We start from the raw sequence: 11,928 nt of genomic DNA on the forward strand, positions 1-11,928 counted from the left end.
TCCTGTGGAACTATTCAGATGATCACGCGACGCGTCCCTTATGGGGGCGCGTCGCGTCTGTTGTCTGAATCTCTGGAGACATAGGTGACTTTTTCCTTCGGCCGCAAGCGCGGGCGCGTCCTCACCGGACTCGCCACCGTGGCACTCGCCGCGACCCTGGCGGGCACGGCCACGGGCACCGCGCTGGCCGACGGGCCCACGCCTTCTGCGGGCCCCCGGCTCAAGGCCGTGGAGACCCCGGAGCGGTCAGGGGCCGCGTCCGGCACGGTCTACAACACCCCGTTCTTCTTCGTCGTGGACGGAGTGGAGCGGGACGGCAGCCTCTTCATGTACGCGCCGGACCGCGCGGGGAACTTCGGTCCGCGCGACAAGATCTTCGACGGCGACGACATCGGGGACTTCAAGTACCTCAAGGCCGCGGCGCAGGTCGACCACGACAAGAACGGCTACGCCGACGCGACGTACTACTGGACCTTCGCCGGCGACCTCTCCTACACGTACACGAACGCGCAGGGGAACGTGAAAACCCGGCAGATCGGCGGCGGCTGGCAGACCTACGCCAAGGTCGTCTCGCCCGGCAACCTCGGCGGCGCCAGGGAGTCGGACATCCTCGCCGTCGACAAGGCCGGGGCGCTGTGGATCTACCTGGCCCGCCCCGACGGCACGGTGACTCCCCGGGTGCGGGTCGGCGCCGGCTGGGGCGGCTACACCCAGCTCGCCGGTCAGGGGGACCTCACCGGCGACGGCCGGGCCGACCTCGTCGCCAAGGACAAGGCCGGGGTGCTGTGGCTCTACCAGGGCACCGGAAACGCCAAGGCGCCGTTCGCGGCCCGTAAGAAGGTCGGCGCCGGCTGGAACACTTACAACTACCTGCACTCCAGTGGTGATGTGGACCGGGACGGCACCGCCGATCTGCTGGCCCGCGCCGGCAACGGCACGCTCTACATCTACCAGGGCACCGGCAAGGAGTCCGCGCCGTTCGCCAAGCCCGTCAAGGCCCGCGGGAACTTCGGCAGCTACCGCCTGATCTTCTGAGACCGGGCGCGGACACGCGGACGGGCCGCACTCCCTCGACCGAGGGGGTGCGGCCCGTCCCGTACCGGCGGCCGTCAGCCGGCGGCCCTGCTCACTTACGGATCAGCGAGCGCAGCACGTACTGCATGATGCCGCCGTTGCGGTAGTAGTCCGCCTCGCCGGGGGTGTCGATGCGGACGACCGCGTCGAACTCGACACCGCTGTCGGTGGTCACCTTGACGGTGCGCGGCGTGGTGCCGTTGTTCAGCTCGGTCACGCCGGAGAAGGAGAAGGTCTCCTCACCGGTCAGGCCGAGCGACTCGGCGGACGTGCCCTCCGGGAACTGGAGCGGCAGGACGCCCATGCCGATGAGGTTCGAGCGGTGGATGCGCTCGTAGGACTCGGCGATGACGGCCTTGACGCCGAGCAGCGCGGTGCCCTTGGCCGCCCAGTCGCGGGACGAACCGGAGCCGTACTCCTTGCCGGCCAGGATGACCAGCGGGGTGCCGGCCGCCTGGTAGTTCTGCGAGGCGTCGTAGATGAACGAGACCGGCGCGCCGTCCTGGGTGAAGTCGCGGGTGTAGCCGCCCTCGGTGCCCGGCGCGATCTGGTTGCGCAGGCGGATGTTGGCGAAGGTGCCGCGGATCATGACCTCGTGGTTACCACGGCGCGAGCCGTAGGAGTTGAAGTCGCGACGCTCGACGCCGTGCTCGGTGAGGTACTGACCGGCCGGGGTGTCGGCCTTGATCGCACCGGCCGGGGAGATGTGGTCGGTTGTGACCGAGTCGCCCAGCTTCGCCAGCACCCGGGCGCCGGAGATGTCCGAGACCGGGGTGGTCTCCATCGTCATGCCCTCGAAGTACGGGGGCTTGCGCACGTAAGTGGACTGCGGGTCCCACTCGAAGGTGTTGCCGGTCGGGATCGACAGCGCCTGCCACTGGGCGTCGCCCGCGAAGACGTCCTGGTAGGACTTGTTGAACATGTCCTCGCCGATGGCGTTGGCCACGACGTCGTTGACCTCGGCCTCGGTCGGCCAGATGTCCTTCAGGAAGACCGGGTTGCCCTCGGTGTCGGTGCCCAGCGCGTCCTTGGTGATGTTCACCTTCATGGAACCCGCGAGGGCGTACGCGACGACCAGCGGCGGGGACGCCAGGTAGTTCATCTTGACGTCGGGGTTGATCCGGCCCTCGAAGTTGCGGTTGCCGGAGAGCACCGAGGTGACGGCCAGGTCGTGCTCGTTGACGGCCTTGGAGACCTCCTCCGGCAGCGGGCCGGAGTTGCCGATGCAGGTGGTGCAGCCGTAGCCGACGAGGTTGAAGCCGGCCTTGTCAAGGTACGGGGTCAGGCCCGCCTTGTCGAAGTAGTCGGTGACGACCTTGGAGCCCGGGGCGAGCGTGGTCTTGACCCACGGCTTGCGGGTCAGGCCCTTCTCCACGGCCTTCTTCGCGACCAGCGCGGCGGCAACCATGACGTACGGGTTCGAGGTGTTGGTGCAGGAGGTGATGGCCGCGACCGTCACCGCACCGTGGTCGATCTCGTAGGTCGAGCCGTCGGGGGCGGTGACCGTGGTGGGACGGGTCGGCACACCGTTGCTGGAGGCCGGGGCGTCGGAGGCCGGGAAGGACTCCTTGCCCGCCTCGTCGTCGTCCTCGACGTAGTTGCGCACGTCCTGCGTGAACTTCTCGGCGGCGTTGGCGAGGACGATGCGGTCCTGCGGACGCTTCGGGCCGGCGATCGACGGGACGACCGTCGCCAGGTCCAGCTCCAGCTTCTCGGAGAAGTCGGGCTCGGCGGCCGGGTCGAGCCAGAGGCCCTGCTCCTTGGCGTACGCCTCGACGAGCGCGACCTGCTGCTCGTCGCGGCCGGTCAGGCGCAGGTACTTCAGGGTCTCGTCGTCGATCGGGAAGATCGCGGCGGTGGAGCCGAACTCGGGCGACATGTTGCCGATGGTGGCGCGGTTGGCCAGCGACGTGGTGGCGACGCCCTCGCCGTAGAACTCGACGAACTTGCCGACGACACCGTGCTTGCGCAGCATCTCGGTGATGGTCAGCACGAGGTCGGTGGCGGTGGTGCCCGGCTTGAGCTCACCGGTCAGCTTGAAGCCGACGACGCGCGGGATGAGCATGGAGACGGGCTGACCGAGCATCGCGGCCTCGGCCTCGATGCCGCCGACGCCCCAGCCCAGCACACCGAGGCCGTTGACCATGGTGGTGTGCGAGTCGGTGCCGACGAGGGTGTCGGGGTAGGCCTGGCCGTTTCGCACCATGACCGTGCGGGCCAGGTGCTCGATGTTCACCTGGTGGACGATGCCGGTGCCGGGCGGGACGACCTTGAACTCGTCGAACGCGGTCTGGCCCCAGCGCAGGAACTGGTAGCGCTCCTTGTTGCGGCCGTACTCCAGCTCCACGTTCTGGCCGAAGGCTTCCTTCGTGCCGAACTTGTCGGCGATGACGGAGTGGTCGATGACCAGCTCGGCCGGCGCCAGCGGGTTGATCTTCGCCGGGTCGCCGCCCAGCTCCTTCACGGCCTCACGCATGGTCGCGAGGTCCACGACACAGGGCACGCCGGTGAAGTCCTGCATGATCACGCGGGCCGGCGTGAACTGGATCTCCTGGCTGGGCTGGGCCTGCGAGTCCCAGCCACCGAGCGCCCGGATGTGGTCGGCGGTGATGTTCGCGCCGTCCTCGGTGCGGAGCAGGTTCTCCAGCAGCACCTTCAGGCTGTAGGGAAGACGCGCGGCGCCTTCGACCTTGTCCAGCCGGAAGATCTCGTACGACTCGTCGCCCACCTGCAGCGTGCTGCGGGCGTCGAAGCTGTTCGCCGACACGACAGTCTCCTTCATGCATGAAATTCGCGCGTACCACCGCAATGCTGCCGTCACAGCTTCTTGCCCCATCCGCTAAGGTATGCCTAACTTAGGCAAGCCTTACTGGCGCGGCAGCGGTACGCCTCTCGGCAGATATCTCGATGTCGAGATAACTCTAGTACATCGTTGCGACCTGGTCATGCCCCGAGCTGACCCGTCTCACCAATGGTGACCGGACCCACTAGCCTTTGCCCGGTTCCGCTGCTGGTCAGCATCGTCTGCCGGTGCGATCGACAGCCTTCACTCGGAGACGGTCAAGGACGTGTGGCGGGACACTGGTCACGGAATGTCCCCGGACCCGGCCGTTCGCGCGTCGGGCGATGAGTTTCCGCCCGCCCGGGAGTCCATCCGGGTGCAGACAGCTTCCGCACCCGAAAGGCAGCACCATGAGCAAACTGATCGTCACCGCGTTCGTCACCCTGGACGGCGTCATGCAGGCCCCCGGCGGTCCGGGCGAGGACGTCGACGCAGGCTTCGAGCACGGCGGCTGGCAGGTCCCCTACGTCGACGACGACTTCATGGACCTCATGACGGGAGTCTTCGAGCGGACCGCCGACCATCTCCTGCTCGGCCGGAAGACCTACGACATCTTCGCCGCCCACTGGCCCCGCGTCACCGACGAGAACGACCCGATCGCCGTGAAGCTCAATGCCATGCCCAAGTACGTCGCCTCGCGCACCCGGACCAGCCTGGAGTGGCACAACTCCCATCTGCTGAAGGGCGAGGCCGCGGAGGCCGTCGCACAGCTCAAGGGGCAGCTCGACGGCGTGATCATGACGCAGGGCAGCAGCGACCTCATCCGCACCCTTCAGCGGCACGACCTCGTCGACGAGTACCGGCTGCTCGTCAATCCCGTGATCATCGGCACCGGCAAGCGGCTCTTCGCCGAGGGCGCCGCCCCTGCCGCCTGGACGCTCACGGCATCCCGCACCACCAGCGTGGGCGTGCAGTACTGCGCCTACGAACGGGCGGGGAAGCCCGAGTACGGGTCCTTCATGCTGGACGAGCAGGAGTGAGCAGGAGTAAGAAGGCGCGACGTCGACGTGCCCTGCTGATCACGGCAGCGGGCGCGCCGGCAGGACGTCGGCGGCCGAGACCGTGGGCAGGCCCGCACCATCCACGGCTTCCCCTCGTCACATCCGGCTCATCGCATCCGTCATTGCTGTGACGGACCTCGACGGGGGAGGAATGAAACCCATGAACGACCACGAGTGGCTGGCGGCGCGGTTCGAGGAGAACCGGAGTCATCTGCGGGCCGTGGCCTACCGCATGCTCGGCTCGGTGAGCGAGGCCGACGACGCCGTCCAGGAGGCGTGGCTGCGGCTGAGCCGCTCCGGGGTGAGCGGTGTGGAGAACCTGGGCGGCTGGCTGACGACGATCGTCGGGCGGGTGTGCCTGGACCAGCTGCGGATGCGCAAGGCGCGGCGGGAGGATCCGCTCGACTTCCATGTCCCCGAGCCGGTCGTGGGCCGCCTGGACACCGTCGACCCGGAGCAGGAGGCGCTGCTGGCCGACTCGGTCGGGCTCGCGCTGCTCGTCGTGCTGGAGACCCTCACCCCCGTCGAACGGCTCGCCTTCGTGCTGCACGACATGTTCGCGATGCCCTTCGACGAGATCGCGCCCCTCGTCGACCGCACCCCGGCCGCCGCCCGGCAGCTCGCCAGCCGCGCCCGGCGCCGCGTCCAGGGCGTCGCCCCGGCCCCCGACACCGATCTCGCCCGTCAGCGGGAAGTGGTCGACGCCTTCCTCGCCGCCTCGCGCGGTGGCGACTTCGAGGCGCTGCTCGCGGTCCTCGACCCGGACGTCGTGCTGCGCGCCGACGCCGGCGACGCGCCCGAAGGCGTATCGAAGCTGGTCCGCGGGGCCCGCGCGGTGGTCGAGCAGGCGCTCACCTTCTCCCGGTTCGCTGCCTTCGCCCGGCCGGCGCTGGTCAACGGCGCGCCGGGACTCGTCACGGCGCGGGGCGGGCGGCCGTTCTCCGTCATGGGCTTCACCCTCGCGCACGGGAAGATCGTCGAGATCAACATCCTCGCCGACCTCGCACGGCTGAGCCGGCTGGATCTGACGATCCTCGACGACTGACCACGCGCCTCCGGGCGGGTGCGGCGGGTCCGGTACGGGAGAGGCGCGTGCTCACGCGGCAAATCGGGGTGAGGGCACATGTCCGACGTCACCCGCCCCGGCCGGCACCCCTCCCCGCCTCACCGCCCCGGGTTGGCACCCCACTGCCTCACCGCCCCGTCAGCCCCGTACGCACCACCGTCACGATCTCCTCGTCGGAGAGGCCCAGGTTGCGGGCCTCGGCGATCAGTCGCTGGGCGGTCTCGCCGAGGCGGGCGCGGGCGGGGGACGCGGCGCCGGTGACCACCGCACCGCGGCCGCGCCGGAGTTCGATCAGCCCCTCCTCCTTGAGGCGCTGATAGCCGCGCAGCACGGTGTGTACGTTCACACCGAGCGAGGCGGCGAGCGCCCGGGCGGCAGGCAGCCGCTCCCCGGAGTCCACCGTGCCGTCGGCGATGGCGCCGCGGACCGAGGCCGCGATCTGGTCGCCGAGCGGGACGGACGAGCCCGGGTCCACCCGGAAGAGCACCTCAGCCTCCTTGCCGTGCGCGGTCCGTGTACGTATTGAGCAGCGCGACGGCGGTCGCGGCATCATCGACCGTCACCACGAACTCCTTGCCGTTGGTCAGCCGGACCACGATGCCCTCACCCGAGCGCAGTACGAGGCCGCTGCCGCCGGCCCGGATGCGGTAGCCCCAGCCGCCGAACTCGGCGAAGCAGGCGATCCGGCGGCTGCCGGCCTCCGCGATGCGGTCGAGAGGGATCTGCCGGAAGCGGCAACGATAGGGCAGGAATGCGGGCGACAGGCTCAGCCCGTGCCGGTCCACGGTCACCCGTACGGAGGCCAGGGGCAGGACCGCGGCACCCCCGAACAGCAGTCCGGCGCTGCTGAGCCAGCCGGCGAGGATGCCCACGAGGAGCCCGGCGCCGAGCAGCACCACACCCAGCACGACCAGCGGGGGCGAGCTGATGGTGCGTGACCAGCCGGCCGTCGCGCCCGCCGGGAGGTCGAGCCGGGGTGTCGCGCCGCGTGCCCGCCGGGGCGGCGGGGGTGCCGCACCGGCGAGCAGCCGTCCCAGCGCACCGGCGAGCAGCGCCACCCCGAGGGACACCGCGGCCGGCCACTGCGGTTGCCGGACGGCCGAGGCGTCGGTGACATCGACGTTGGCGAGCAGCATCAGGCACATGACGTAACCGAGCCCGGCGGCGGTGGCGTAGGACGCGGCGATCAGCCACGGCACCTCGGGGGTGTGCACCCGCAGCTGCACCAACAGGCCGGACCCGACGCCGAGGACGAGGAGCACGGCGAGGCATCCGGCCAGATAGCCGTGCGCCGACGAGAAGCCGTCGGCATGGTCGCCGTCGAAGTGCGTGGCAAGTGGATCGGGGAGCCGGCCGGCCAACCCCGCATAGAGGGCGCCGAGCGCCATGATCACGACAACGAACGGCAGGATGGCGATCCGGACCCGCAGAGGGCCGGTCGAGGGCCGGGCGGAACGCAACACACTCTTCATGACCACCTCCCAATTGTTCGCATAGTAGTAGAACAACTCGGCATGTCGCAATGCAGCATCCATCTCATATCTGAGATACGGTCACTCCATGGCAGACGACTACCTCGTACGCATCGGCAGGCTCATCCGTGACGCCCGGCAGCATCGTGGCTGGACACAGACGCAGCTCGCCGAGGCTCTCGGCACCAGCCAGAGTGCGGTCAACCGCATCGAACGCGGGAATCAGAACATCAGCCTTGAGATGATCGCCCGTATCGGCGAAGCACTCGACAGTGAAATCGTCTCGCTCGGTTACGCCGGGCCGATGCATCTGCGGGTGGTCGGCGGCCGCCGGCTGTCCGGCAGCATCGACGTGAAGACGAGCAAGAACGCCTGTGTGGCGCTGCTGTGCGCCACGCTCCTCAACGCGGGCCGCACAACTCTGCGCCGGGTGGCCCGTATTGAGGAGGTCTACCGCATCCTCGAAGTGCTGGGCAGCATCGGCGTGCGGACCCGGTGGATCAACGACGGCAACGACCTGGAGATCGTCCCGCCCGCGGAGCTCGACCTCGACGCGATGGACACCGAGGCGGCCCGCCGCACCCGCAGCGTCATCATGTTCCTCGGTCCGCTGCTCCACCGGATGGACCACTTCAAGCTGCCGTACGCGGGCGGTTGCGATCTCGGCACCCGGACCGTGACCCCGCACATGACGGCGCTGCGCCACTTCGGCCTGGAGATCACCGCCACCGACGGCACCTACATCGCCGAGGTGGACCGCAGCGTCGCCCCCAAGCGCGCGATCGTTCTGACCGAACGCGGCGACACCGTCACGGAGAACGCACTGCTGGCCGCCGCCCGGCACGACGGCGTCACCGTCATCCGCAACGCCTCGTCCAACTACATGGTCCAGGACCTCTGCTTCTTCCTGGAGGAACTGGGCGTCCGGGTCGACGGCATCGGCACCACCACGCTCACCGTCCACGGCGCCGCGCACATCGAACGCGATGTGGACTTCGCACCGTCCGAGGACCCGGTCGAAGCAATGAGCCTGCTGGCGGCGGCAGTTGTCACCGAGTCCGAGCTGACGATCCGCCGGGTCCCGGTCGAGTTCCTGGAGATCGAACTGGCCGTTCTGGAGGAGATGGGCCTGGACCACGAGCGCAGCGCGGAGTACGCAGCCGACAACGGCCGTACCCGGCTGATCGATCTGACCGTCCGCCCCTCCAAGCTCCAGGCGCCGCTGGACAAGATCCACCCGATGCCCTTCCCGGGCCTCAACATCGACAACGTCCCCTTCTTCGCGGCCATCGCGGCCAGCGCCCAGGGGCAGACCCTCATCCACGACTGGGTCTACGACAACCGCGCCATCTACCTGACGGACCTCAACCGCCTCGGCGCCCAGGTCAAGCTGCTCGACCCGCACCGCGTCCTGGTCGACGGCCCGACCCGCTGGCGCTCCTCGGAAATGATGTGCCCCCCGGCCCTGCGCCCGGCCGTCGTCATCCTCCTGGCCATGATGGCCGCCGAGGGCACCTCCGTCCTGCGCAACGTCTATGTCATCAACCGGGGTTACGAGGACCTGGCGGAGCGACTCAACTCGATCGGGGCGCAGATCGAGATCTTCCGGGATATTTGATGAGCGAATGCCGCCGCACCTCGTCTGACCAGCGATGAAGCGGGTCAGGGAGGGGTGCGGCGGCATCTCTGGGACTTCGGGCCCGAGGCGGGCTACGCGCCGCGCTCCAAGCGTCCGGCCGACCTGCCATGATCACGCGAAGATCGCGTCAATGGCGACGCTCCGCCGTGCACCGGCGCGGGGCAGAAAGTGGGAGTACTTCCGCAGCGTGAACCCGGGGTCGGGGAGCCCCAGCCAACGCGCCAGAGAGACAGTCGATTCGTCAGCCTCCAGTTCTTCCGAGGCGTAGAAGTGCCGCAGGGCGTGGAAGCGCTTCCCGTCACCAGAAGGCTGTGGGTTCTCGGCCGCCGGTGTTCGGCTTCCACCGGCGTCTCAGCAGGACGTGGGTCGTCCCAGGGCGGCGCGACCGGCACAGGCGCGAACCACCGGCCGATCGCACGGAGCCCTGCGACGGCGCAAACTCCTCGGCCACGCCCACCTCGGCGTCACCGCCACCGTCTACGCCCACGCCCTACCCCGCCTCCAGCGAGACGCCATAGAGACCCTTGGCATCGCACTCGACGGCCCTCCACAGACCGAGACCGGCATCGCTGACGGCAACGAACCGCCGTGTCGCACGGGCCACGTCCTCTGACGTTGCCGTCAACTCCTGTCGTCAGACACCCAACAGGCCCCACCGGAACCTCCCGGTGGGGCCTGCAGGTCACTATCGCTGACGCAGCGATCGCGGACAGGGCCGGCGTCAATCCCCTACTGGGCGCCACGCTCCCCAGTAGAAGAATTCCAACTGCCAGTCACCGCCGCCATCAGATTCGACTGTTTCTGTCGCATTCTGAAGATGCCACGACGTGTTCACGAACAGACGCAAGTCCCGACCCGCCAGAACATCCGAGTTCCGGAGCCCCACAATCAGGCGACGCGGCTTCTCCTGAAATTCGGCGGACAGCAAGTCGAAGAACCCATCCCAGCCGCCTCGAAAGTAGCTCGGAAAGTCAAGCTCGCGTCCAATCGCTAGAGAGGCATCACGCTCCGAGTGGAACCCTGCGGTATCGATGCACCGAACCTCAAATCCCTGGCCCGCTGCACGATGTGTGACTTCCCCTCGGTCACTATCTGAAAGCAAATAGGGAGGGGCAGACAGTCCTGGGATAACACTGGAGATCGCTCGCCACTGCACGTTTCCTCAACCTTCCGCCAGCTTCTCAGCGAAGCCGGATGAAATTGTCGTAGTGATTGGAGGTGTAGTACACCTCACCGTCTTCCCCGAATACGAGACGCTCCGCCCCTCGATTTCCCGTCCCTCTACCAGAGGGCCAAACGTCGCTCTCCGTGTAGTAGCCGAGCGGCCTGTCCGGCAGTTGCCCATTGCCGTTTCCGTACTCTCCGGCAGGTCGACCTCTCCTGCCGCCCTGATGCGTCATGGAAGGCGGTCGGCCGTTCATGTCGTAGAAATCAACGACATCGTTGATTCGGCGCTCAGTTCCGGCCTTGCTCTGGCCGAAAATTCCCTTCTTGAGCGGGGAGCCGATCAGGCAGTTGCTGTTGTGTACGAGGACCGGCGTCGCGCCCGCCAGCACATAGTACGTGTGCAGGTCATCGACTGTCAGGTTGTACGTCCTGGCGTTCTGGCTGAAGGGGCGATTGCCCTTGACCGTGACCGCACTGCCGTCGACAGTCCTCAGCATCATGCCAGGACGCAAGTGGGCGGCTTCGGTCCAGGCGTTCTGTGAGGGCGACCAGAAGGGATGCCCGTTCGTGGCGGTGAGGTGGCGGTTGCCCTTGGGGGTGGCGATGGTGAGTTCGTTGAAGTGTTTGTCGTGTTCCGTGACGATGAGGTCGGTGACCGTGCGCTTCTCTTCTATGCCTTCGCCGAGCTTCTTGAGGAGCTTCACCTTTCCGACCGGGAGAACGGAAATGGCGAAGGCGGTGCAGGCTCCGAAGGCAGGGTTCTTGATGCACTCCCTGAGGTCGTTGAGGCCGGTGATTTCCCATACCATGGCGGTAAGGGTGGGGTCGATGACGGGAGTGACGTCGCCGCCGGCGAGGACGCAGGGCAGGAGACCGGCTATCTCGTTGCCGGTGTGAGAGACGCAGTGCGGCTTCTTGGCCTTTTGCTCCTCCTGTTGCTTGCGGGCTTCTTCTGCCTTGCGGCGTGCTTCGGCTACCTCGCTCTCACGCTTCTTCTTCACCTCCGTCCATGCCTGGGTGGCGAGGGTGTTGGCTTCCTTGGCGCTCTTTCCGGCGTCGAGTGCGGCGGCACGGGCATCGTCGGCTGCCGAAGTGGCGAAGTAGGCAGAGTCACGCGCGTAGTCGGCAGAGAACTCCGCCTGGGCTGCGGAGCTTTCGGCGTCGGCGGCGTCGCGGTCGGCCGTGTTGGCTGCGGTGCGTGCGGTCTTGGCGGACTTGGCTGCCTGGGCGGCGCTGTTCTCTGCGCTGGTGGCGGCCTTGTCGGCGTCGGCGGCGTACTGTTTGGCGAGGTTGGCGGACTTCTTCGCCCCGTCCGCGGCCTTGGCGGCTTCGTCCTTGGCGTCGCCGGCCTTGGCGGCGGCTTCTGCCGCCTTCCAGCTGTTGTGCCGGGCTTTGGCCGCTACGCCGGAGGCCTCGGCGATCAGCCGCTGCATCTGGGCGATGTGGGTGCTGGCGAGTTTGTCCTTGCGGTCGGACATGTACTGGCCGACCTGGACGAAGTCGTGCAGCTCGTCAGCGGAATCGGCCAGGGCGATCTTGGCCGCGGCCTTCATCTCGGCGCCGCCGTCGTTGACGAGCTTGGAGGCGATGACCTGCTCGTCGGAGTTCAGCGCCGCATACTGGCCGTTGCTGACGAACGCAGCGAGCACCTTGCCCTTGCCGTTGGC

General features: G+C 68.0%; 9 protein-coding genes. 4 read left to right on the forward strand and 5 right to left on the reverse strand.

Annotated elements, in window-relative coordinates; genetic code table 11:
* Window positions 1-84: 84 nt before the first annotated feature.
* Window positions 85-1,035 carry an FG-GAP repeat domain-containing protein gene (locus tag IF67_RS0134835; RefSeq protein ID WP_030992545.1) on the forward strand — a complete coding sequence of 317 codons (951 nt, stop codon included), beginning with the start codon at window positions 85-87 and terminating at the stop codon, window positions 1,033-1,035.
* Between the two features lie 91 nt (window positions 1,036-1,126).
* Here IF67_RS0134835 and acnA read toward each other — a convergent pair whose 3' ends face one another.
* Window positions 1,127-3,841, reverse strand: a complete 2,715-nt coding sequence (acnA, locus tag IF67_RS0134840; protein ID WP_030992547.1) for an aconitate hydratase AcnA — start codon at window positions 3,839-3,841, stop codon at window positions 1,127-1,129.
* Between the two features lie 425 nt (window positions 3,842-4,266).
* On the opposite strand from acnA, the gene IF67_RS0134845 reads away from it, so the two are divergent.
* Window positions 4,267-4,896 (forward strand): dihydrofolate reductase family protein, encoded by a 630-nt coding sequence (locus IF67_RS0134845; RefSeq protein WP_030992548.1) that lies wholly within the window; start codon window positions 4,267-4,269, stop codon window positions 4,894-4,896.
* A 181-nt stretch (window positions 4,897-5,077) separates the two neighbouring features.
* On the forward strand, window positions 5,078-5,962 hold the full coding sequence (locus IF67_RS0134850; protein WP_030992549.1) for a sigma-70 family RNA polymerase sigma factor: 885 nt from the start codon (window positions 5,078-5,080) through the stop codon (window positions 5,960-5,962).
* Between the two features lie 148 nt (window positions 5,963-6,110).
* Here the strand turns inward: IF67_RS0134850 and IF67_RS0134855 are convergent, their stop codons facing one another.
* Both IF67_RS0134855 and IF67_RS0134860 read right to left on the reverse strand, forming a co-directional pair.
* Window positions 6,111-6,470 carry a GntR family transcriptional regulator gene (locus IF67_RS0134855; protein ID WP_030992552.1) on the reverse strand — a complete coding sequence of 120 codons (360 nt, stop codon included), beginning with the start codon at window positions 6,468-6,470 and terminating at the stop codon, window positions 6,111-6,113.
* Between the two features lies 1 nt (window position 6,471).
* Entirely contained in the window at window positions 6,472-7,455 is a 984-nt protein-coding gene (locus tag IF67_RS0134860) for a hypothetical protein (protein ID WP_030992554.1), read from the reverse strand.
* 88 nt (window positions 7,456-7,543) lie between these two features.
* Between IF67_RS0134860 and IF67_RS0134865 the strand changes: the two genes are divergently transcribed.
* Window positions 7,544-9,073, forward strand: a complete 1,530-nt coding sequence (locus IF67_RS0134865; RefSeq protein WP_030992556.1) for a helix-turn-helix domain-containing protein — start codon at window positions 7,544-7,546, stop codon at window positions 9,071-9,073.
* Between the two features lie 742 nt (window positions 9,074-9,815).
* Here the strand turns inward: IF67_RS0134865 and IF67_RS46420 are convergent.
* On the reverse strand, window positions 9,816-10,250 hold the full coding sequence (locus IF67_RS46420) for a barstar family protein (RefSeq protein WP_078889806.1): 435 nt from the start codon (window positions 10,248-10,250) through the stop codon (window positions 9,816-9,818).
* 25 nt (window positions 10,251-10,275) lie between these two features.
* The coding region (locus tag IF67_RS39805) for a polymorphic toxin-type HINT domain-containing protein (RefSeq protein ID WP_030992558.1) at window positions 10,276-11,928 on the reverse strand (1,653 nt) is incomplete at its 5' end.

Origin of the sequence: Streptomyces sp. NRRL S-1813, assembly GCF_000719605.1 — a bacterium.
GTDB lineage: Bacteria > Actinomycetota > Actinomycetes > Streptomycetales > Streptomycetaceae > Streptomyces > Streptomyces decoyicus.